At 58.3% G+C, this 23,659-nt stretch carries 17 protein-coding genes; 12 read left to right on the forward strand and 5 right to left on the reverse strand.

Annotated features, from left to right (window positions below; all coding sequences use genetic code 11):
- The first annotated feature begins 152 nt into the window (after positions 1 to 152).
- Both ACIOYV_RS04765 and ACIOYV_RS04770 read left to right on the forward strand, forming a co-directional pair.
- Complete coding sequence (locus ACIOYV_RS04765; protein WP_054046194.1) at positions 153 to 1,655, forward strand: ATPase domain-containing protein; 1,503 nt, start codon at positions 153 to 155, stop codon at positions 1,653 to 1,655.
- Positions 1,652 to 3,322, forward strand: coding sequence for an ATP-binding protein (locus tag ACIOYV_RS04770; RefSeq protein ID WP_401321290.1), 1,671 nt, complete (start codon positions 1,652 to 1,654; stop codon positions 3,320 to 3,322). Before ACIOYV_RS04765 ends, ACIOYV_RS04770 begins: the two co-directional genes overlap by 4 nt.
- Positions 3,323 to 3,505: 183 nt before the next feature.
- Here the strand turns inward: ACIOYV_RS04770 and ACIOYV_RS04775 are convergent, their stop codons facing one another.
- The 5 genes from ACIOYV_RS04775 to ACIOYV_RS04795 all read right to left on the reverse strand — a co-directional run bounded on the left by ACIOYV_RS04775 (position 3,506) and on the right by ACIOYV_RS04795 (position 10,060).
- Complete coding sequence (locus ACIOYV_RS04775) at positions 3,506 to 3,883, reverse strand: response regulator (protein ID WP_054046198.1); 378 nt, start codon at positions 3,881 to 3,883, stop codon at positions 3,506 to 3,508.
- Positions 3,884 to 3,960: 77 nt separating this feature from the next.
- Positions 3,961 to 5,142, reverse strand: a complete 1,182-nt coding sequence (locus ACIOYV_RS04780; RefSeq protein ID WP_054046200.1) for a hybrid sensor histidine kinase/response regulator — start codon at positions 5,140 to 5,142, stop codon at positions 3,961 to 3,963.
- The gene (locus ACIOYV_RS04785) at positions 5,136 to 5,729 is read right to left on the reverse strand and encodes a chemotaxis protein CheB (protein ID WP_163910053.1); all 594 of its coding nucleotides are present in this window, start codon (positions 5,727 to 5,729) and stop codon (positions 5,136 to 5,138) included. Before ACIOYV_RS04785 ends, ACIOYV_RS04780 begins: the two co-directional genes overlap by 7 nt.
- Positions 5,726 to 6,541, reverse strand: coding sequence for a CheR family methyltransferase (locus ACIOYV_RS04790; RefSeq protein WP_401321295.1), 816 nt, complete (start codon positions 6,539 to 6,541; stop codon positions 5,726 to 5,728). The genes ACIOYV_RS04785 and ACIOYV_RS04790 overlap by 4 nt, the downstream gene beginning before the upstream one ends.
- A gap of 27 nt (positions 6,542 to 6,568) precedes the next feature.
- Entirely contained in the window at positions 6,569 to 10,060 is a 3,492-nt protein-coding gene (locus tag ACIOYV_RS04795; protein ID WP_401321298.1) for a response regulator, read from the reverse strand.
- A gap of 263 nt (positions 10,061 to 10,323) precedes the next feature.
- Here ACIOYV_RS04795 and ACIOYV_RS04800 point away from each other — a divergent pair, with 263 nt between their 5' ends.
- The 10 genes from ACIOYV_RS04800 to ACIOYV_RS04845 all read left to right on the forward strand — a co-directional run bounded on the left by ACIOYV_RS04800 (position 10,324) and on the right by ACIOYV_RS04845 (position 23,644).
- On the forward strand, positions 10,324 to 10,683 hold the full coding sequence (locus ACIOYV_RS04800) for a response regulator (RefSeq protein ID WP_054046207.1): 360 nt from the start codon (positions 10,324 to 10,326) through the stop codon (positions 10,681 to 10,683).
- Positions 10,684 to 11,008: 325 nt separating this feature from the next.
- Entirely contained in the window at positions 11,009 to 13,969 is a 2,961-nt protein-coding gene (locus tag ACIOYV_RS04805; protein WP_401321301.1) for a hypothetical protein, read from the forward strand.
- Positions 13,970 to 14,069: 100 nt separating this feature from the next.
- Positions 14,070 to 15,386 (forward strand): glycosyltransferase, encoded by a 1,317-nt coding sequence (locus tag ACIOYV_RS04810; RefSeq protein ID WP_401321304.1) that lies wholly within the window; start codon positions 14,070 to 14,072, stop codon positions 15,384 to 15,386.
- Between the two features lie 152 nt (positions 15,387 to 15,538).
- A complete protein-coding gene (locus ACIOYV_RS04815; RefSeq protein WP_401321307.1) occupies positions 15,539 to 16,405 on the forward strand; it encodes a phospholipase in 867 nt (288 codons plus the stop codon).
- A gap of 71 nt (positions 16,406 to 16,476) precedes the next feature.
- Positions 16,477 to 17,382, forward strand: coding sequence for an AraC family transcriptional regulator (locus ACIOYV_RS04820; RefSeq protein ID WP_163910046.1), 906 nt, complete (start codon positions 16,477 to 16,479; stop codon positions 17,380 to 17,382).
- Positions 17,383 to 17,703: 321 nt separating this feature from the next.
- Positions 17,704 to 19,014, forward strand: coding sequence for a sugar ABC transporter substrate-binding protein (locus ACIOYV_RS04825; RefSeq protein ID WP_054046217.1), 1,311 nt, complete (start codon positions 17,704 to 17,706; stop codon positions 19,012 to 19,014).
- Between the two features lie 151 nt (positions 19,015 to 19,165).
- Positions 19,166 to 20,065 carry a carbohydrate ABC transporter permease gene (locus tag ACIOYV_RS04830; RefSeq protein ID WP_236708625.1) on the forward strand — a complete coding sequence of 300 codons (900 nt, stop codon included), beginning with the start codon at positions 19,166 to 19,168 and terminating at the stop codon, positions 20,063 to 20,065.
- Positions 20,066 to 20,075: 10 nt separating this feature from the next.
- The gene (locus ACIOYV_RS04835) at positions 20,076 to 20,906 is read left to right on the forward strand and encodes a carbohydrate ABC transporter permease (RefSeq protein WP_054046221.1); all 831 of its coding nucleotides are present in this window, start codon (positions 20,076 to 20,078) and stop codon (positions 20,904 to 20,906) included.
- A 149-nt stretch (positions 20,907 to 21,055) separates the two neighbouring features.
- Positions 21,056 to 22,159: an ABC transporter ATP-binding protein gene (locus ACIOYV_RS04840; protein WP_054046223.1), complete on the forward strand. Its 1,104-nt coding sequence runs from the start codon at positions 21,056 to 21,058 to the stop codon at positions 22,157 to 22,159.
- A 12-nt stretch (positions 22,160 to 22,171) separates the two neighbouring features.
- Positions 22,172 to 23,644: a mannitol dehydrogenase family protein gene (locus ACIOYV_RS04845; RefSeq protein ID WP_401321312.1), complete on the forward strand. Its 1,473-nt coding sequence runs from the start codon at positions 22,172 to 22,174 to the stop codon at positions 23,642 to 23,644.
- Positions 23,645 to 23,659: the final 15 nt, after the last annotated feature.

Genomic DNA, 23,659 nt, shown 5'->3' on the forward strand with positions numbered 1-23,659 from the left:
TGCTCCTACAAGAATATGTGTCGATAGGTGCTGGTGGTCCCAAAAAAAAAGGTTTGAACCGTCGTCTCGGCCAAGGGTCAAGAGAAACAGGCAGTCAATTCAGGCACTTCAGGCCTGCTGCCTCGCTTCCCCTAGTCATGAGAGGGCTTTTTTTGTCTACATCTAACGAGTTGTTCAGTGCAAAAGCCGCCACCGGCATCGAAGGTCTGGATGACATCCTGGCCGGTGGGTTGTCCCGCGGACATGTGTTTCTGCTGGAGGGTGAGCCGGGAACCGGTAAAACCACCGTCGCGTTGCATTTTCTCCTTGCCGGCGCCCGAGCCGGCGAGCGCTCGTTGTACATCACTCTGTCAGAAACCGAACGGGAGCTGCGCCAAGGCGCGTTGTCCCACGGTTGGGAGCTGGATGAAAACATCCATATCTTTGAGTTGACGCCCCCGGAAAGCCTGCTCAACGCCGAGCACCAGCAAAGTTTGCTGTACTCCTCGGACCTGGAACTGGGCGAAGCGACCAAGCAGATTTTCGAAGTGGTCGAGCGGGTCAAGCCGACCCGCGTGGTGCTCGACAGCCTTTCGGAAATTCGCCTGCTGGCCCAAAGCTCATTGCGCTATCGCCGGCAAATCCTGGCCATCAAACACTACTTCGTGCGCTATGACGCCACCGTGGTGCTGCTTGATGACTTGACCACCGAATCCCTCGACAAGACCGTGCACAGCGTCGCCCACGGGGTGATTCGCCTTGAAGAGTTGACGCCGAACTACGGCGCCGAACGCCGACGCATTCGCGTGGTGAAGTACCGCGGGCAGAAATACCGCGGCGGCTACCATGACTTCACCATCATGGGCGACGGGATCCACGTGTTCCCGCGTCTTGTCGCGGCCGAACACCGTGGCGGCTACGTGCGCCAGCAATTGACCAGCGGCATCAAGGAAATGGACGCCCTGCTCGGCGGCGGTATCGAGACCGGTTCCAGCACCTTGATTCTCGGCCCGGCCGGTACCGGCAAGTCGCTGATCTCGATGATCTTCGCCGCAGCAGCCGTCGCCCGTGGCGAGAAAGCCGCACTGTTTATCTTCGACGAAGAATTGGGCTTGCTGTTCGAGCGCATGAAAAACATGGGCATCGACCTTCAGGCGCTGCAAGACACCGGCAACCTGTTGATCGAGCAAGTGGACGCGGCCGAACTGTCCCCCGGCGAATTTTCCCACCGGGTTCGCCGCTGCGTCGATGAGCGCAATATCAAGACCGTGGTCATCGACAGCATCAACGGCTATCAAGCCGCGATGCCCGAGGAAAACGCGCTGGTGCTGCACATGCACGAGTTGCTGCTGTACCTCAATCGCCGAGGCGCCGCGACGTTCATGACCGTTGCCCAACACGGGCTTGTCGGCGATATGCAGGCGCCGGTGGACATCACCTACCTTGCCGACACGGTCATTTTGCTGCGCTATTTCGAGGCCCTGGGCAAAGTGCGCCGGGCCATCTCTATCATCAAGAAACGTACCGGCAGCCATGAATCAACCATCCGCGAATACCGCATCAGCGGCCAGGGCATGACCATCGGCGAACCGTTGGACGCCTTCCAAGGTGTGTTGCGTGGCGTGCCGACCTACCTGGGCGCAAGCAATCCGCTGCTCAAGGACGACAAGCAATGACTGCGCTGGCGGCGACCTCCGAGCGCGCGATCATTCTCGCGCCGCTGGGGCGCGACAGCCAGATCGCACTGATGATGCTCAATGAGGCGGGTTATGACGGTGTGATCAGCCGCGACCTGCCGGGTTTGTGCAGCGAACTCGAGAAAGGCGCCGGCCTGTTGCTGATCTCTTCCGAGGCATTACTCGGCGGCGATCTGGAGCCGTTGCTCGGCTTGATTGAACAACAACCGGCCTGGTCAGACTTGCCGATTGTGTTGCTGACGTACCACGGTGGCCCTGAACAGAACCCCGCATCCCGTTACGGCCCGCAACTGGGCAACGTGACCTTTCTTGAGCGCCCGTTCCATCCGGTGACGCTGATCAGTCTGGTGACTACCGCGTTGCGCGGGCGCCGACGACAGTATGAAGCCAGGGACCGGCTGATCGATCTGAGCCAAAGCGAACTGCGGCTGCAAAACACGCTGGAAACCCTCGAACAGCAGGTCGAGCAGCGTACTGCCGAGTTACGCAATAACGAAGAAGCGCTGCGCCAGTCACAGAAAATGGAAGCCGTCGGCCAGTTGACCGGCGGCATCGCTCACGACTTCAACAACATGCTGACCGGGATCATCGGCAGCCTGGAGTTGCTGCGCCGACGCCTGGCTCGCGGGCGCACCGAAGACCTCGACAGCCTGATTGATCTGGGTGTGACTTCGGCCAACCGTGCGGCGGGCCTGACTCACCGTTTGCTGGCGTTTTCCCGACGCCAGTCGCTGGACTCCAAACCGGTTGCGATGAACACCCTGGTGACGTCGATGGGCGAGCTATTGGAGCGCAGCATCAACGAAAGTATTCAGTTGGACATGCAGTTGAGCGAGCAACTGTGGGTCGCCGAAGCCGACCCCAATCAACTGGAAAGCGCCCTGCTCAACCTGGTGCTGAATGCCCGCGACGCGATGCCGAACGGCGGCAAGTTGGTGGTGAAATCCTTCAATCAGCACCTAGACACCGGTTTTACCGAAGCCCACGGCAATCTCCAACCCGGGGACTACGTGGTGCTGAGCGTTACTGACACTGGTTGCGGCATGCCGCAAAGTACCATCAGCCGGGCGTTTGATCCGTTCTTCACGACTAAACCCATCGGCCAGGGCACCGGGCTTGGGCTGTCGATGATTTACGGGTTCAGCAAACAGTCCCGAGGCCATGTCACCATCAACAGCGAGGTCGACCAGGGCACCACCGTCAACCTGTACCTGCCGCGTTACAGCGGTAATCTGGCACAGGATCCCATGCTGGAAGTCCAGCAGACGCCTTACGCCCAGGACGGCGAGACGGTGCTGATCGTCGAGGACGATCCAGCGGTGCGGGTGTTGGTGAGTGCGGTGTTGAGCGAGTTGGGCTATGCGTTTGTCGAGGCTGGGGATGCTGACAGTGCGGTGCCGATTCTCGATTCCGCGCAGCGCATCGATCTGCTGATCAGTGACGTCGGGTTGCCTGGGATGAATGGCCGGCAGCTCGCGGAAATCGGCCGTCAGTACCGGCCGGATCTCAAAGTCTTGTTCATTACCGGGTATGCCGAGCACGCAGCGGTGCGCGGTGGTTTCCTCGACCCGGGCATGCAGATGATCACCAAGCCGTTTACCTTCGATCTGTTGACGGCGAAAGTGCGGGAGATGATCCGGATCTGAAATGCCCTGTGTAGCGTGGCTTACTGGCGGTGGTGCCTTGAAGAATGCCTTCGCGGGCAAGCCTCGCTCCTACAGGGGCTGCACATGCTTGCCCGCGAAGGCGCCTGCACGTCCTTGTAGGAGCGAAGCTTGCTCGCGAAGGCGGCCTCAAGGACGCCATCACAAATAAACCTTACCCTGTGCTCAGGACAGCATCTGCTGCATCAATTCCTGCAACACATCCAGATCAAACGGCTTGCCCAGAATCGGCGCCTTGCGGGTGATCGGGCTATCGGTCTCGCGGATTTCCTGCGGATAACCGCTGATGAAAATCACTTTGAGCTCCGGTCGGAGCTTGACCGCCGGTTCGGCGATCTGCACGCCGGAGATCCCGCCAGGCAGGCGGAAGTCAGTGATCATCATGTCCAGGTGCGGTTTGCTGGCAAGGATTTCGAAGGCTTGCTCGCCGTTTTCGGCCTGCAATACCCGATAACCCTCGCCCGACAGATAGGCAGACAACACCATCAAAATCGAGGGATCGTCCTCGACAATGAGTACTACATCTTGCGCATCTTCACTCATGGGAAGCCTTTGTTCGGTCAATTGCTGCTGATACGACCGTGAGGTCGTTCAGAGGTTGCGTTTATCTGGCTGCTTTCCTACAACGGCAGACAAACGCGAAATAAGGCGCCTTCGTTGATTTTGCTCTCGACGACGATGGATCCGCCATGGGCGGCAACGATTTGTTCGGAAATAAACAGCCCCAGCCCAAGTCCCGCGACCACGGTCTTGGCGGAAACCCGTTCGAACTGTTGAAAAATACGCTTCTGGTTTTCTTCACTGATGCCGATGCCACGGTCCTGAACCTCGACCCGGGCCTGGCCCTCGTGACTGTACACCCGCACGTCGATCGGGCCTTTGCCGCCATAACGCAAGGCGTTGGTCAGCAGGTTGGAAATCACCTGCTCGATGCGAAACTCGTCCCACGGCCCTTCTACCGGCGCGTCGGCGGTAAACGTCACCGTAGACTCGGCAGCATCGAATTGTGGCGCGAAGTTTTGCAGCAGGTTGGCCACCAGTTTCACCAGGTCGAAGCGGCTCGGCCGGATCGACAGCTTGCCGGTACGAATCCGCGACACATCGAGCATGTCTTCGATCAAGCGAATCAGGCTTTTGATCTGGCGTTCATCCCGCTCGACCATGGCGTGCATCTTGTCGAGGGTAAACGCTGAGGCGTTGTCCCGGGCCAGGTGCATCTTGCGCAACTGGGTTTCGAGGATCAGGCCGTTGAGCGGCGTGCGCACTTCGTGGGCGACGATGGACATGAAGTCATCGCGCATACGCACCGCTTGCTCCAGTTCATTCTGGGTGGCCTGCAATTTCTTCAGCAGTGCCTCCTGTTCGCGGCGGCTCTGCTCCAGCGCTTCGACCTGTTGCTTCATGGCCTTGCTCTGGCGATACAGGTCGACGAACACATTGACCTTGCTCTTGACCGCGTGGATATCCAGCGGCTTGTGCAAGAAGTCCACGGCGCCACTTTCGTAGCCTTTGAACGCGTAGTTCAGCTCACGGCCGGCGGCACTGACAAACACAATCGGGATGTTCTTGGTCTTTTCCGTGCCACGCATCAATTCGGCCAGTTCGAAGCCGTTCATGCCCGGCATCTGCACGTCGAGAATGGCCATGGCAAATTCGTGTTGCAGCAACAGCGACAAGGCCTCATCGGCCGACAGCGCTTTATAGACCATGCGATCTTCACGCTTGATTAGCGCTTCTAGAGCCAGCAGGTTTTCCGGCAGATCGTCGACGATCAGCAGTTTGGCTTGGATGTTACTCAGCATGCTATTCGTTCCAGCTCGACAAGCAGACGGCCGATGCCGCGTATAGGGAGAATGTGGTCAGGTTGATGCAAGTCCAGCGCCGCCTGGGGCATGGTTGAAACCTGGGCTTCGTCCGGGTCTTGCACAACGGTAAATCCGCCACGGTGCTTGACCTGGGCCAGCCCGCTGGCGCCATCACGGTTGGCGCCGGTCAGCAGCACGGCGGCCAGCGCCGACCCATAGGCGTCGGCAGCAGATTCAAAGAGGAAATCGATGGACGGCCGCGAATAATGCACGCGGTCTTCCAGGCTCAACGAGAAACTGCGGTCCTGCTCCACCGAGAGGTGATAGCCGGGCGCGGCGAAATACAGGGTCCCGGCCTCGACCAGCGTCTTGTCGACCGCCTCCAGAACCGGCAGCGCCACTCGCCGGGCAAACACCTCGGCCAGTTGGCTGCGGCGTTCGTCAGGCAAATGCAGCACCACGATGATCGGCAGCACAAAGCCTTCGCGCAGCGGGCTGAGGATGTTCAGCAGCGCCTCGACTCCACCGGCCGAAGCGCCAATCACGATAGCCTCTACGGTCGGCAAACCGGCTTCGTTGTTCATGATTTACGGTAGATCCGTTCTTGTTTGACCAAAGGCTCGAACTGCTTGCCGAATGCCGAGAAATCCGGGGTTTCCTTGCTGCCCAACACCAGGAAGCCACGATGGCAGAGGGACTCATGAAACAACCCAAACGCACGATCCTGAAGCTTTTTATTGAAGTAAATCATCACATTACGGCACGAAATTAATTGAGTTTCTGAAAAGACACTGTCGGTTGCCAGGCTGTGGTCGGCAAACGTCACGTTTTCGCACAGGGTCTTGTCGAAAATCGCGTAACCGTACGCCGCCGTGTAGTACTCGGCGAACGAGCGCTGGCCTCCAGCCTGCTGATAGTTAGCAGTGTAGGCGCGGACGTTCTCCATGGAGAAAATCCCCTGCTTGGCCTTCTCCAGCGAACGCGGATTGATGTCGGTGGCGTAGATGATCGTGCGATCGAGCAACCCTTCTTCACGCAACAGGATCGCCATCGAATAGACCTCTTCGCCGGTACTGCACCCGGCGATCCAGATCTTGATCGACGGATAGGTCTTGAGCAGCGGCACCACTTCCTGACGAATCGCCAGGAAGTGCGACGGATCACGGAACATCTCGCTGACCGGGATCGTCAGCAATTGCAGCAGTTGCATGAACGCGGTCGGATCGTGCAGAACCTTTTCCTGCAACGCCGAGATGGTCGCGCATTCGAATTGAGCCAACGCATGTGCGACCCGGCGCTTGATCGACGCGCCGGAGTAGTCACGAAAGTCATAGCTGTATTTGAGGTAGATCGCCTCGATCAGCAGCCGCAATTCGATTTCGGTATTCTTTTCCACTAAAAGCTTTCCACTAAGTGCTTTCCTTTAAATGCGTTCCATCTTCGGCAACCACACGCGGATCAGCGAGAACAGGCGATCCAGGTCGATCGGCTTGGCCAGGTAATCGTTGGAACCCGCCGCCAGGCAGCGCTCCTGATCGTCCTTCATGGCCTTGGCCGTCACCGCGATGATCGGCAGTTTGCGCCAGCGCGGATCCTGGCGGATCAAGGTCGTTGCCTCGAAACCGTCCATCTCCGGCATCATCACATCCATCAACACCAGGTCGATGTCCTCGACTTCATTCAGTTTTTCAATCGCTTCACGACCGTTACGACCGATCACCACAACTGCGCCTTTTTGCTCCAGCGCACTGGTCAGGGCGAAGATGTTGCGCACATCGTCGTCCACCAGCAGCACCTTGCGGCCCTCGAAGACCTTGTCACGACTGCGCGCGGTCTTGAGCATCTTCTGCCGCTCATGGGACAACTGGGATTCGACTTTGTGCAGAAAGAGTGTCACCTCATCCAGCAGTCGTTCTGGCGAGCGGGCGCCCTTGATGATGATCGAGCGCGAATACTTGCGCAGCTCGGCTTCTTCATCCCGGGTCAGGTTACGCCCGGTGTAGACAATCACCGGCGGGAACGAGCAGATGTCTTCGGTGGACATGCGCTTGAGCAGATCGTTGCCGAGCATGTCCGGCAGTTTCAGGTCGATGATCATGCAATCGAAAATCGTCGTGCGCAGCAGGTCCAGCGCTTCCTGGGCGAAACCGACCGCGGTGATCTCGATGTCTTCGTCGCCGATCAGGCGAGCAATGCTGTCGCGCTGCAAGTCATCGTCTTCCACCAGCAAGACCTTTTTGACCTTCTGGGTCAGCTTGGCCTCGAGGCGGGCGAACACGTCCTTGAGCTCCTCGCGGGTAGTCGGCTTGACCGCATAACCGATGGCGCCCATGTGCATCGCGGCTTCGACCCGGTCTTCGACCGAGATCACATGCACCGGGATGTGCCGCGTTTCGGCGTGTTCCTTCAGGCGCTGCAACACTGTCAGCCCGGAATGATCCGGCAGACGCATGTCCAACAAAATGGCGTCGGGGATGAATTCCCTGGCCAGGTCATAACCTTCGTCGGCACCGTGGGCCACCAGGCACTGATAACCCAGTTCATGGGCGAGGTCGTAGAGGATGTGCGCGAAATTCACCTCATCTTCCACCACCAGAATGCAGCGCGTGGCGAACGGTGCCTTGGCGCGGTCGTCGTTGAAACGCGGGATGTCGACTTCAGCAATCAACGGCACCGGAGCGACCACCGGGGCGCTAGGCACGTAGGCCACCGGCGTCGCGCGCATCGGTTCAACCGGCTCATCGCCGGGTTCGACGTACTGCTGCGGCAACACCAGGGTGAACGCACTGCCCTGCCCCGGTTCGCTGGTAACGCTGATTGAGCCGCCGAGCAGATTCGCCAGGTCGCGGGAAATTGACAGGCCCAACCCCGTGCCGCCATAACGGCGATTGGTGGTGCCATCGGCCTGACGGAACGCTTCGAAGATGCTTTCCTGCTGATCAGGAGCGATGCCGATCCCGGAATCGCGCACGATGAAGGCAATCCCGTCGCCCGGCTGACTGGCCACGGTCAGGCTGACGCTGCCTTTTTCGGTGAACTTCACCGCGTTCGACAGCAGGTTCTTGATCACCTGCTCCAGGCGTTGGCGGTCGGTGTAGATCATCATCGGCGAGCCGGGCTGCAACTCGATCTGGAAGTCCAGATTCTTGTCCGTGGCCATCGGCTGGAACATCCCGCGCAAACCGTCCACCAAGCGCGCGACGCTGGTGTTTTCCGGACGCATATCCAGCTTGCCGGCCTCGACTTTGGAAATGTCGAGAATGTCGTTAATCAGGTTGAGCAAGTCGTTACCGGCCGAGTAGATCGACTCGGCGAACTTGACCTGTTCGGCAGTGAGGTTGTCCTGCGGGTTTTCTGCCAGCAGCTTGGCCAGGATCAGCGAACTGTTCAGCGGCGTGCGCAGTTCATGGGACATGTTGGCGAGGAATTCGGACTTGTACTTGCTGGAGCGCTGCAATTCTTCTGCGCGGTCTTCCAGCTGAATCTGCACCTGATTGAGCTCGGTGTTCTTCTGGTCCATGGCGTCGCGCTGATCGGCGAGGATCTGCGCCTGTTCGGCCAGTTGCTCGTTGGTCTGCTCCAGCTCCACTTGCTGGGTCTCCAGGTGCGCCTGGGACTCCTTGAGAATTCGCGACTGTTCTTCCAGCTCTTCGTTGGCGGTCTTGAGTTCTTCCTGCTGGACCTGCAGTTCTTCGTTGAGCTGCTGGGTTTCGGCCAACACTTCCTGCAAACGTTGACGGTAGCGAGCAGCTTCGATCGAGGTGCCAATGTTGCCGGCAATCAGCTCGAGCAGCTCGATGTCACGTTCATCCAATGGGCGCAGGAAACCCAGTTCGATCACGCCATTGACCCGATCATCGTCGCTGGTCGGCACCACCAGCACACTGTGCGGTAAGCCTTCGCCCAGGCCGGAGCTGACTTTGAAGTAATCGGCGGGTACGTCGTCTAGGCGAATCAGCCGGCCCTGTTTGACCGCTTGGCCGACAATCCCTTCGCCGTCATAGATCGACTGATCCTGTGCATCCTGCTCGCGGGACAAGCCGTAAGAAGCCACGCGCTTGAGGCCGCCATGTTCTTCGCGCACATAAATGGCCGCCACGGCGGTGCCCAGGTATTGCGCGCAGAATTGCAGGATGTTGCGCCCCAGCAAGTTGAGGGTCAGTTGCCCCAGCACTTGCTCGGCCAATTCGGTCTGGCCACTGCGCAACCAGCCCTGCTTCTCCAGGCGCGCGGCACTGGCTTGCTGGGCCGCCATGTTGGCGCTGTAGTTCTGGGAAAGATTCAGCAGATCGCGACGGCCAATGTAGGCCAGCAAGGCACTGATACCGGCCACGAACAGCAGGTACAGGGTGATGCTCCAGATCGTGGTGCGGCGCACTTCTTCGTTGCGCGTGGTGCGCAACTGCTGCTCCATATCGATCACATCCTGGAACTGGGCACGGATTTCATCGGTCAGGCGCTTGCCACGTCCGGCCTTGACCGCGCCGCGATAGTCGCCGCTGGATTTCTGCAAATCGATCATCGATTGCGCGTAGGTGGCCCATTCGGTTTGCAGCGCCTGAAGCCGGCGCAAACGGTCGGTCTGCACCGGGTTGTCGGCGGTCAGTTCGAGCAAGGTATTGAGGGCGACCGCTATTCTCGGCCTGGCCGTTTCATACGGGTCCAGGAAGTGCTCGTCGCCGCTGAGCAGGAAACCGCGCATCCCGGTTTCCAGATCGACCGTCAGCTTCACCGCTTCATTGGCGTTATTGATCACCCGGTCGGTGTGCTCCACCCACTGGATGACCGACAACAGGTACGTGATCAGCGCTACAAAGAAAACCGCGCTGATTGCACCTACGCCAAGCGGCAAACTGACGTTGCGGCTCAGGAGTTTACGGAAGCGTTGCTCGTCAACCGAAGACGCAGAGGTCATGGGGAAGGCCTTGTCGAACTGTTGAAAACCAAGGAGTTTGCCCCAAAACCGCCCCATTGATCTAATTTTCTGACTGCTTTGTTAGCAAATTCCAGCAATTAACTGCTCTTGATCAATGCCGCGCGTTATCCTTGCCTATTGTTGTACAGCGATTGTTTTTTGTATCGGGTCGGGAACTTGTCGGGGTCTTGCATTTACTCAAGCAAGAGACCGGCGATTTCGATCGACCGCCGACCCGTAAATCCACCATTGAGAGCCCTACTATGTCCTCCAACGCGTCCATCATTCTTGTCGTCGAAGACGATGCCATCGTGCGCATGCTGATCGTCGATGTGCTGGAGGAGCTTGAGTTCAAGGTTCTTGAAGCAGATGGCAGCGAGCAAGCCCTGGAGTTTCTCAATGACGAAGACCAGTACATCGACCTGATGATGACCGACGTCGGCCTGCCGGTGATGGATGGCCGTGAACTGGCGACCCAGGCACGGATGCTGCGCCCCGAACTGCCGATCCTGTTTGCCAGCGGCTACGCCGAAAGCATCGACGTGCCGGCGGGCATGCAGGTGATTGGCAAACCGTTCTCGATTGACCAGTTGCGGGACAAGGTCAAGGGCATGCTGGCTTGAGAGTTCTAATACGCTTATCGCAACAGCGATGATCAGGGTTCTTGCGCACACATATCCGCATCATGCCCCGCCTGAACTGGCGGGCATGCCATTTTGCAACACACTGCCCGACACCCCAAACCAGTAAACCAGCAAGCGACAATTCCGGAACTAATTAATCCGAAATTGTCGCGCCTGTTATTAGTTCAATACTCCTGCTGGAAACAATCCGTCAAAGTAACTTGCTGGCTATAACTTCCACCCGATAATAACTTGCCCATCGGCAGCGCACCGCTGCTTAATTAAAACACCTAATACTTATAACAAAACCGTTCAAGGATTGAACATGACCGTACTTAGCTTTTCGCCCGAATTAAAAAACACCGCAGAAAAAACCGCCATCACCGCAAAGATGACGACACTGGAAAAACTATACTTTGCAAAGGTCACGACAGATGATCTGCTGGTCCCACGCCTCATGGGATCCTCATTGGACATTGCACACGAGAATGGGCGCAGCGTACTGCGGGGCATGATGAGCAGTCCCGAGTTCATGCTGGTTAGGCAGCTGTTTGTTATTCCAGAAAGTGCCATTCTCTACTGCGACACGAACAGAAATTTTTACATGACAGTTGGTACTCAACGCAGAAACCTTGCACCGATCATGGACAACAACAGTTATTTAAGCCGCCAACTTGATGAGCTGTCCATGCTGGCGGAAAACTCTGGCGGCTGTGTCTATGCCGGTGAAACTATCAGCGTTGACCAATGGCATAGTTTCCATGGTATTGCGTTTCCCGAACATTTAAAGCGGCATCTGGCAACGATCAAACCCCAGCGCTTCCCTCGAGCAAAAGGCATTGTGCTCGGCAACTACATGACCTTACTGGATCAACAATCGCCATCGTCTTTAACCCTGACCGACGCACAACGATCTCGACTCCAGCCTCCGAAAACGCTAGATGAAACAATGCTCTATCGTCTACTGGATCGCTCAAGTACAGCGCAGACTCTGCGCGTCGACACGCGCTCGGCGCTGGAATCAGCTTTGAAACGCTCCAGGGCCAAGAGTCACGCGCATGACATTCTCAATAGTGTCGAGTGGTACGGCTCCGGCTCCGGGCAGACGGCGTCGGAAGAAGACCTTAACCTGCTGCTGATGGCGCGCATCCTGCTCGACATCAACCCGACCATGGGTCAAGCGGACGAAGAGCATCGACTGTTCGGGTTCGACCTTTATTACCCCGGCCACGTCGAACTGAACCGCGCGCAGGTACTGCGCAGATTTGAGGAGCACCTGATTGCCCAGGGCAAGGCCGATGCCCTGACATCCCCGGTGGTCGCCCATCTTTTGCTCGCCACCTGTGCTCCCGAGTGCGTGATCAAAGATGTTCCCGACTCGCTGCCGTTGGGTTCCACGGGTTGGGCAACTTTCATGAATGCCGCGGCCTATGTCGAGACGCTCTCGCCAGGTGCCTGCTGTGTCTTGACCTACAACGACGTGATGCACTTTGCCGACAGTTACTTGACCGCTGCCCGGCAAGACACTCTTTACTGCAGCTTGATGGTCAAGCCAATGCTGAATTGGGCGGCGATGAACAATTTGATCCCCTACAGCGTCGAGGAGGATTACAACGCCCAACACCTGACCGACGCCAGCGCCGCGCATGACCGATACATCGATCAACTGACAGCCGCTACCCAGGCCCTGAGTACGCCTCTGCCAACACGAGAGTCCGTGGCCCGCAAAGAACTTGAACGGGTGATCCCGAATGCGGCCCGCGATATCGAGAGAAAGAGCATCCGCGAACATATCCTGCCGGACCACGCTCAGCAAAACGCCAAACGGCCTTTTCAATATTCGGCGCTGGACTTGTACCAGTCAGACGACCTGTTACAGAAAAACGGTAATGGATCGTTCTCCTGGAATTTTTATCATGACCGCACTATCAACTGGCTGGACGACGCGGCCCTGCTCAAACGCTTGGGCACCGTGGCGTCCCTGTTCCCACCTGCGTTCGACAGCTACTACGACGCCCTGCAAAAAGCCCTGAACACCAACTTGAGGGTTGCGCTTTCGCGGCTTCCGATGAAAGAGCGAATCGCCTTTGAATATGGCGCCGTTTACCTGTACCTGGTCCGCAAACGCGACAATCAGCCGCGCATCGATGAAACACCCGAAACCCAGGAGAGAGCCAGGGCGCGTTACGGCGTCGTGATCAGTTCGACCTATAAGGGCCACACGAGCAGTTACGAGTTGTTCACCATCCGGGCACAGTTACAAAAACAACCGGCACTGGACGGCCTGTTCAATGATCCGGCCAATCGATACCAACGGCGCCTGTCGGAAAAAGAGGCACGCCGGGTGGCGTATATGAGTGGCTCCGGGACAACTTACGACAAGGACGAACTGTGGAGCGGCGCCCGGTCGCCCGACAAAGATGTATTTTTCGGCGGGCACGTACCTATGGATGAGGCCGCCTATTTCACTGGTTCCCTGCCGCGTAACACGGTCAGCGCATGGTTATTGCTGGAAAAGGATTGTCGCTCGTTGCAATCCGAAATTACCGGGCCGACCAAGCGCAGCCCCATGGAAACCTTCAACTCCCCACGGGTTGAAATGTTATTCAAAGCAATACTTGAACGCTGCCCGGTCGCGACCCGGGATGAGTTGTATGACACCGCCAAAGGCATCTCCATACTGGAAGCGCAACGACAACAGTCCTCGGACCAACTTCACCAAGTCCTGAACCTGATTATCCCGTTCAAAGGCTGCATCGAAGACATCACCTCCGGCGACCCCGATCGCGAGGCGGCGGGTGCACTCAGTTGCGTATTCGACGGCATGGCGGTGATGGGCGCGGTGTTGGGCGCTGCACCCAAGATGCTGTCGATTGCCGCCAGGACCGGGTCAGCTTCGTCTAAAGCATTCAGCTTCGCCAAGGCCGGCTCTGCCTTTGTCACTTCGTTGATCAACCCTTTGGATGGCATGCCGGATCTGGTCAACAAGGGCAGCAAGCTGCTGCACAAGGGTAATGTCTTGCTTTCGAAGAGGGGGCGACGCGCGTTCAGCGATGCGGTGGAAAACCTGAGACAAGGCAACTCTGTCGATGAATCGGCACAAGCGCTCAAGGCCCTGACATTTCCGGATGTCAAACGGGTGCAATGGCTCGGACGTGATGATGCCGACAGCCTGTTCAACCTGCTGATTATAAAAAGGGGCAACGACTGGTATTCGCTGGACATGAATACTCTGCTACCCCGAGGCCCGAAACTGTCGCAAGCGCAGTTGCAGCTTGTAGCCTGATCGCTCTCAGGTAGGTCGCCGCCTCACGGTCTTTGGTTCCTGTGGTTTAATTGCGCCCTTTTTGCTCTACCTCCATCGTCCGCCGCAAAGGAACACGTTCATGAGTCAGCCCACAACCAAAGTCCTGGTCATTGGTTACGTCTGGCCCGAACCCCGCTCTTCGGCGGCCAGTGGGCATGTGATGCAGATTCTCGAGACGTTTTTGCAGGAAGGTTGGGACATCACGTTCAGCAGCCCGGCGGGCGTCGGCGAGCACAAAGCCGACCTCGCCGCGCTGGGCATCCGGGAATGTGCGATCGAGCTGAATAACCGCAGTTTCGACGCCTTTATCAGCGAATTGGCCCCGGATATCGTGCTATTCGATCAGTTCATGATGGAAGAGCAGTTCGGCTGGCGCGTCGAGAAATACTGCCCTGACGCTTTGCGCGTGCTGGAGACGTCCGACCTGCAAAGTCTGCGGCACGCCAGGCACCAGCGGCTCAAGGACCGCCTGAAGGCCAGCAGCGACGAAAACGACTTCGGAGATTTGTTTACTCCGGCGTTGCGCGAGGAATTCGAGTTGATGGCCGGCACGGACCTGGCCAAACGCGAGATTGCCGCGCTGTATCGCTGCGACCTGAGCCTGATGATTTCACCAGTGGAAATCGAGTTGCTGGTCGACCAGTTCAAGTTGCCACGGGACTTGCTGCACTGGTGTCCGTTAATGCCCGACATGCCGACAACGGCCCACACGGCGTTTGAAGATCGTGCGCATTTTCTCAGCATCGGCAACTTCCGCCACGCGCCGAACTGGGACGCGGTGCTCTGGATGAAAACCTCGGTCTGGCCGTTGATCCGTCAACAGTTGCCCGGTGCGCAACTACACCTTTATGGCGCCTACACCCCACCCAAAGCCACGGCCCTGCACAATCCGGCGCAGGGCTTCCACATCATGAACTGGGCAGAGGATGCGTTGCAGGTGATGTCAGCCGCGCGAATCTGCCTGGCGCCGCTGCGGTTTGGCGCGGGAATCAAGGGCAAAATCGTCGACGCCATGCTCTGCGGCACGCCCACGGTGACCACGCCGATCGGTGCCGAGGGCATGAGCGACGGGCTGCCGTGGCCGGGTGTTATTGCTGAATCGGCCGAAGCCATCGCCACTGCGGCTGTTGCGCTGTATCGAGACAAGGCTTTATGGACCGAAGCTCAGCAGCATGGCGACCATTTACTCGCGGCCCAATACAGGCAGTCAGAGCATGGACCGGCCCTGATCGAGCGTCTGCAAGCCTGTCGTCGTGACTTGGCCGAACGGCGTCGCGACAACTTCACTGGGGCTATGCTTCGCCATCATGCACACAAAAGCACGCAGTACATGGCGCAGTGGATCGAGGCGAAAAATCGCCACAGCGAGTCATCCGTTTCTGATTCTCGCGGGTGATTTTTGACGTGAGGTAGCTGGCTTAACGCTATGTTTATGTGGATGTTTCTGCGCATTGATTAATCCAATTTCTCCTTCTAGGCTTTGGTCACGAATCAATCAAACCTCGCTCCCACGGATTGGGGGTTGAGCCACAGGCAGGAGCCTTGAACATGCCCAACAGCCCCACGTCCAATGTCGACAAGCAACGCTGGATGAGCAAAGTCCCCGACATTAACCGCTTGAAACTCACCGACCTTATCTGGCCCGGCACGCACAACTCGGGCATGGACAAGAAAGCCCGCAACTACGAGGTCGTCCTGGGCAACTGGACCACCTGCCAGAACGATTCGTTTGCCTGGCAACTGGCCAACGGAGCCCGCGCCTTCGATCTGCGCCTGGGTTACCTCGCGGGCTCACCCCAAGGTACGTTCTACTTCCATCACAACGGCTATCAATCCTTGCGCGTGCTCGGTGAACTGATCGACGCGGTGAATGACTTCCTGGATCGCAACCCGGATGAGTTCATCATTCTCGACTTTCATCAGTTGCGCGACGGTAACCGGTACTTCGATTTTGCGCAGTTCAATGATTTGCTCACGCAAAGCCTCGGGGCGCGAGCCATCTCCCCCGAAGACGAAGACAAGACCCTCGGCGAACTCAAGGCCGCCAGCAGTAAAAAACGCGTGATTATCGCCGCAAGTGGCTCCGTGGAGCTGGACATTGACGTGTTCTGGATACGGGTTCCCCATCACTGGAGTGGCACGCGATTGACTGACATCAGCGAACTGCGTACGCACATCGTCCGGACCCTGGAAACGCCGCGCCGCGACGATTACTTCTGGTCACTGACCGCCACCAGCTACTCGTTTCTCGGTGGGCCGGTGGACATCAAGCAGCACATCAATGAATGGTTTCATTCATCGCTGGACTGGGTGACCCGTTGCAGCATCATCAGTACCGACTTTTTCGATGAGTCCGAGATCGTCGGTTATTGCTGGGTTGCCAACAGCATGAAAGCAGCGCCCAGGGTGTCTTGAGTCGAGACGCTGGCGCTTTCAGCCGTGAAAGAGGCATCATCAAGTCGCAAAAACAATAACAGTGCGGTGCCATGAGCCGATCAGCCAGAATTACCGATCCTTCCTACGAGTTGATGGACGATCACAACGGGTTGTCCATCATCTATCGCCAGCATGGTTTTCCATGCCCGCTGGTGCGCTGGCATTTCCACAAGGAATACGAACTGCACCTGATCGTGGCCAGTTCCGGCAAGGTGTTCATTGGCGACTATATCGGCAACTTCTACCCGGAAAGCCTGTTCCTGACCGGCCCCAACCTGCCGCACAACTGGATCAGCCAGGTGGCCGAAGATGAAGTGGTGCCCAAGCGCGACATGCTGGTCAACTTCACCGACGAGTTGTTCGACAGCGGCCACCTGGTGTTCGCCGAACTCAAGACCCTGACACCGCTACTGGAACGTGCGAAGTACGGCATCGAGTTTCGCTGCAAACGCACAATCCGCCAGGCCATGACCCTGATGCAGCGTATTGCCGACACCAAAGGTGTGACCCGGCTCGGGCATTTCTTTATTTTGCTGGAGTTGCTCGCGGCGTCCGATGATTTTCAGTTGCTGTCCGGTGCGACGACGGGGCAACTGGCGGATGAGCACAACGTTGACCGCACTAACCGGGCGGTGGACTACATTTTTGCTCACTACGCCCGGGAGCTGCCGCTGGAGGAAGTCGCCGAGCATCTGGGCATGAAGCCGACGTATTTCAGCCGGGTGTTCAAACAGGCCACCGGGCGCTGCTTTATCGAATTCGTCAATCGCCTGCGGATCAGCAAATCCTGCGAACTGCTGGCCGATGGCGACAAACCGGTGACCGATGTGTGTTTCGAGTCGGGCTTCAACAATATTTCCAACTTCAACCGGCGCTTTCAGCAACTCAAGGGCATGACGCCTTCGCATTACCGGCGGCTGGCGGTGCAGCGGTTGACCGAGCAAAACCTCGGTTAAACACCTTTCCTGTAGGAGCGAGGCTTGCCCGCGAAGGCAATTTTTCTGACACACCGCCTTCGCGGGCAAGCCTCGCTCCTACAGCCCCCCATCACACGCCGCAAACCAATACGGATTCCATACCGGCCAATCGCCAGGCAACCGTCCCATACGCCTCTCCCTCCAAACACCAGTGCAAAAAAGTATCGATTCAAGTGTTACGGATGATTTGTCACGTCCTCAATTGAAGGCTGTAATCAGTGCACATTCTTCCTGCCATCGGAAGACACAAAAACAATAACCGTCCTTCTGTCCCTCCTGGGCTCAGAAAAGGAGTGCACGATGCAACCTTCTGTAAAAGCTCTGCTTGCCCTCACCTGCATGACCCTCAGCAGCGTCAGCCTCGGCGCTCAGACCCTGACCATCGCCACCGTCAACAACAGCGACATGATCCGCATGCAAAAGCTCTCGAAAACGTTCGAGACCGAGCATCCGGACATCAAGCTCAATTGGGTGGTGCTCGAAGAAAACGTCCTGCGCCAACGCCTGACCACCGACATTGCCACCCAGGGCGGACAATTCGATGTGCTGACCATCGGCATGTATGAAGCTGCACTCTGGGGCGGTAAAGGCTGGCTGGAACCGATGAAGGACTTGCCGGCCAGTTACGCCCTCGACGACGTGTTCCCGTCGGTGCGTGAAGGTCTGTCGGTCAAGGGTTCGCTGTATGCTCTGCCGTTCTACGCCGAAAGCTCGATCACCTATTACCGCACCGACCTGTTCAAGGACGCCGGGCTGACCATGCCTGAGCATCCGACCTGGACCCAGATCAGCGAATTCGCCAGCAAACTCACCAACAAAGATAAAGAGCAGTACGGCATCTGCCTGCGCGGCAAGGCCGGTTGGGGCGAGAACATGGCACTGATCACCACCGTCGCCAACTCCTTCGGCGCACGCTGGTTCGATGAGAAGTGGCAACCGGAATTCAACGGTCCCGAGTGGAAAAACGCGCTGAACTTCTACGTCAAGACCATGAAGGATTCAGGCCCACCGGGCGCTTCCAGCAACGGTTTCAACGAAAACCTGGCGCTGTTCAACAGCGGCAAGTGCGCGATCTGGGTCGATGCCAGCGTCGCCGGCTCATTCGTGACCGACAAGACTCAAAGCAAGGTCAGCGAGCACGTCGGCTTCACCTACGCACCGCACGAAACCACCGACAAGGGCTCGGCCTGGTTGTACTCCTGGGCGCTCGCAATTCCGACCAGTTCCAAAGCGAAGGACGCAGCAAAAACCTTCAGCGCCTGGGCCACTTCCAAGGAATACGGCGCACTGGTTGCCGAGAAAGACGGCATCGCCAACGTACCGCCAGGTACACGGGCTTCGACCTACAGCGACGCGTACATGAAAGCCGCGCCGTTCGCCAAAGTGACCCTCGAGTCGCTGAAAGCCGCCGACCCGAGCAAGCCGAGCATCAAGCCTGTGCCTTACATCGGCATCCAGTTGGTGACCATTCCTGAATTCCAGGGCATCGGTACCCAGGTCGGCAAGTCGTTCTCGGCGGCGCTGATCGGCCAGACTACGGTCGACCAGGCCCTGGCCGCCGCCCAGCAAACCACCGAACGTGAGATGAAGCGCGCCGGTTATCCCAAGTAACCCGCGCCCTCTGTAGGAGCGAGGCTTGCCCGCGAAAGCGGTGTGTCAGACAAGCCGCCTTCGCGGGCAAGCCTCGCTCCTACAGTTGATCTTCACCTGCCTGTTCCCAATCGGTTCTTTCGCCATGAATATTTCAACTGCCAAAGCTCAAATGGACATTCCCCAACCGGTGCGTAAAAGCCGGTTGTCCAACCCCGGCTGGTTTCTGGTCAGTCCTTCGGTAGCGATGTTGCTGCTCTGGATGATCGTGCCGCTGGGCATGACCCTGTACTTCTCGGTGATTCGCTACAACCTGCTCAACCCCGGCGAGAACGAGTTCGTGGGGCTGGAGAACTTCACCTACTTCCTGACCGACTCGGGCTTCCTGCCCGGCGCCACCAACACCCTGTTACTGGTAGGCAGCGTGCTGCTGATCAGCGTGGTGTTCGGCGTGTTGATCAGTGCGTTGCTGGAGGCCAGTGAGTTTCTCGGTCGCGGCATCGTGCGGGTGATGCTGATCTCGCCGTTCTTCATCATGCCCACCGTCGGTGCGTTGATCTGGAAGAACCTGATTTTCCATCCTGTGTCGGGGATCCTCGCCTACGTCTGGAAACTGTTTGGCGCGCAGCCGGTGGACTGGCTGGCCCATTACCCGCTGCTGTCGATCATCATCATTGTGTCCTGGCAATGGCTGCCCTTCGCGATCCTGATCCTGATGACCGCCATGCAGTCCCTCGACCAGGAACAGAAAGAAGCCGCGCGCCTCGACGGTGCCGGCCCGGTCGCGATCTTCTGGCACTTGACCCTGCCGCACCTGGCACGGCCGATTGCAGTGGTGGTGATGATCGAAACGATTTTCCTGCTCTCGGTGTTCGCCGAAATCTTCACCACCACCAACGGTGGCCCCGGCTACGCGTCGACCAACCTCGCCTACCTGATCTACAACCAGGCACTGGTGCAGTTCGACGTCGGCATGGCGTCCGCCGGTGGCTTGATCGCGGTGGTGATTGCCAACGTCGCGGCCATCGTGCTGGTGCGCATGATCGGCAAAAACCTGACAGACAAAGCCTGAGGCCCGCGCCATGACTCTTCAACAATCCCGCCGTCTGCAAAGCCTGTTGCTCGGCACCCTGGCCTGGGCCATCGCGATCCTGATCTTCTTCCCGATCTTCTGGATGGTGCTGACCAGCTTCAAAACCGAAATCGATGCGTTCGCCACGCCGCCGCAGTTCATCTTCACGCCGACGCTGGAGAACTACCTGCACATCAACGAGCGCAGCGACTACTTCAGCTTCGCCTGGAACTCGGTGGTGATTTCGTTCAGCGCTACCGCTCTGTGCTTGCTGATCGCGGTGCCGGCGGCCTACTCGATGGCGTTCTACGAAACCAAGCGCACCAAAGGCACGCTGCTGTGGATGCTCTCCACCAAGATGTTGCCGCCGGTGGGCGTGCTGATGCCGATCTACCTGCTGGCCAAGAGTTTCGGCCTGCTCGATACCCGCATCGCGCTGATCGTCATCTACACGCTGATCAACCTGCCGATCGTGGTCTGGATGATTTACACCTACTTCAAGGACATCCCGAAAGACATCCTCGAAGCCGCTCGCCTCGACGGGGCAACCCTGTGGCAGGAAATGGTCCGCGTGCTGCTGCCAATCGCCAAGGGCGGCCTGGCTTCCACGGTGCTGTTGTCGCTGATCCTGTGCTGGAACGAAGCGTTCTGGTCCTTGAACCTGACCTCGTCCAAAGCCGCGCCGCTGACCGCACTGATCGCCTCGTACTCAAGCCCCGAAGGTTTGTTCTGGGCCAAGTTGTCGGCCGTATCGACCTTGGCTTGTGCGCCGATCCTGATCTTCGGCTGGATCAGCCAGAAACAACTGGTCCGCGGCCTGTCGTTTGGCGCTGTGAAATAAGCCACACCCGTTACTTGTAGGAGCCAGGCTCGCCGGCGAAGGCGTCCGTCAAATCGCCTTCGCCGGCAAGTCGGATCGCCGCATCGCTGGCTCCTACAAAAAAAGCGCGCCCGGCTCAACTGAATAAAAACATTTGGAGGCCCATCACCATGGCCAACCTGAAAATCAAGAATCTGCAAAAAGGCTTCGAAGGCTTTTCCATCATCAAGGGCATCGACCTGGAAGTGAACGACAAGGAATTCGTGGTCTTCGTCGGCCCGTCGGGCTGCGGCAAGTCCACCCTGCTGCGCCTGATCGCCGGTCTGGAAGAAGTCAGCGGCGGCACCATCGAACTCGATGGCCGCGACATCACCGAAGTCAGCCCGGCCAAGCGCGACCTGGCGATGGTGTTCCAGACCTACGCCCTGTACCCGCACATGACCGTGAAAAAGAACATGTCGTTTGCCCTCGACCTGGCCGGCGTACCGAAAGCCGAAGTCGAGAAGAAAGTCGGCGAAGCGGCGCGCATCCTCGAACTCGGGCCGATGCTGGAGCGTAAACCGAAGCAGCTTTCCGGCGGGCAGCGTCAGCGCGTGGCCATTGGCCGGGCGATTGTGCGTAACCCGAAAATCTTCCTGTTCGACGAACCGCTGTCCAACCTCGACGCCGCTCTGCGGGTGCAGATGCGTCTGGAACTGTTGCGCCTGCACAAAGAACTCAAAGCCACGATGATCTACGTGACCCACGACCAGGTCGAAGCCATGACCATGGCCGACAAAGTCGTGGTCCTGAATGGCGGCAAAGTTGAACAAGTGGGTTCGCCGCTGGACCTGTATCACCAGCCGGCCAACCTGTTCGTCGCCGGGTTCTTGGGCACGCCGAAAATGGGCTTCCTCAAAGGCAAGGTTACCCGCGTCGAAAGCCAGAGCGTTGAAGTACAACTGGACGCCGGCACCCGCATCACCCTGCCATTGAGCGGTGCCAACCTGAGCGTCGGTGGCCCGGTGACCCTGGGGATTCGCCCGGAACACCTGAACCTCGCGCAACCCGGCGACTGCACCTTGCAGGTCACCGCCGACGTCAGCGAACGCCTGGGCAGCGACACCTTCTGCCACGTCGTGACCTCGTCCGGCGAAGCACTGACCATGCGGGTTCGCGGCGATCTGGCCAGCCGTTATGGCGAGTCGCTGAGCCTGCACCTGGACGCCGAACACTGCCATTTATTCGATGCCGACGGCGTGGCGCTCACCCGCCCGCTGCGCGCCGCTGCCTGACGAGACTATGCGATGAAACTCAATAAACAGAACCTCAATCGCCTCGCGCCTGAGGTGGTGCTGCCCGCCTACGCCCTGAGCGATACGCGCCAAGGCATCGCCCACATCGGCGTCGGTGGTTTCCATCGGGCGCATCAGGCGTACTACACCGATGCGTTGATGAACACGGGCGAAGGCCTGGACTGGGCAATTTGCGGGGTCGGCCTGCGCGCCGAAGACCGCCGTGCGCGGGACGATTTGAAGGAGCAGGATTACCTGTTCACCCTGTTTGAATTGGGCGACAACGACGACGCCGAAGTGCGGGTGATCGGCTCGATTCGCGACATGTTGCTGGCCGAAGACGGCGCCGATGCGCTGATCAACAAGCTCGCCAGCCCCGAGATCCGCATCGTTTCGCTGACCATCACCGAGGGCGGCTACTGCATCGACGACAGCAACGGCGAGTTCATGGCTCACCTGCCGCTGATCCAGCACGACCTCGCGCACCCGGCAGCACCGAAAACCGTGTTCGGATTTCTCTGCGCCGCGCTGGCCAAACGTCGCGCCGCCGGTACGCCAGCGTTCACCTTGATGTCCTGCGATAACCTGCCGCACAACGGCGCGGTGACTCGCAAGGCGCTTCTGGCTTTCGCCGCCCTGCGCGATGCTGATCTGCGGGACTGGATCGACCAGAACGTGAGTTTCCCTAACGCCATGGTCGACCGCATCACGCCGATGACCAGCACCGAACACAAGCTGCAATTGCACGACAAACACGCGGTCGACGATGCCTGGCCGGTGGTCTGCGAACCGTTTGTGCAATGGGTGCTGGAAGACAAATTCGTCAACGGTCGCCCGGCCTGGGAAAAGGTCGGCGTGCAGTTCACCAACGACGTCACGCCTTACGAAGAGATGAAGATCAAGCTGCTCAACGGCAGCCACTTGGCCCTGACGTACCTGGGGTTCTTGAAGGGCTACCGTTTCGTCCACGAAACCATGAACGATCCGCTGTTCGTGCAGTACATGCGTGCTTACATGGACCTCGACGTCACGCCACAACTGGCGTCGGTACCGGGCATTGATTTGACCGACTACAAGAACACCCTGGTGGCGCGGTTTTCCAACCAGGCGATTGCCGATCAACTGGAACGGGTGTGTTCGGACGGTTCGTCGAAATTTCCAAAATTCACCGTGCCGACGATCAACCGCTTGATTGCCGATGGTCAGGAGACCAAGCGCGCGGCGTTGGTGGTGGCGGCCTGGGCCTTGTATTTGAAGGGCGTGGACGAGAATGGCGTGACCTACGCGATTCCCGATCCGCGAGCGGCGTTCTGTCAGGCGCTGGTGGCAGATGATGCGTTGATCACCCAGCGGTTGCTGGAGGTTGAAGAGATTTTCGGCACCGCAATCCCGCGTTCGGCAGAGTTTGTTGCGGCGTTTGAATGGTGCTGTAACAGCTTGCGGGAAGTGGGGGTTACGCGGACATTGGAGCGGGTGTTGGCGTAAGTGCTGCGGTGAAAT

The organism is Pseudomonas sp. NPDC087342 (assembly GCF_044744265.1).
Taxonomy (GTDB): domain Bacteria; phylum Pseudomonadota; class Gammaproteobacteria; order Pseudomonadales; family Pseudomonadaceae; genus Aquipseudomonas; species Aquipseudomonas nunensis.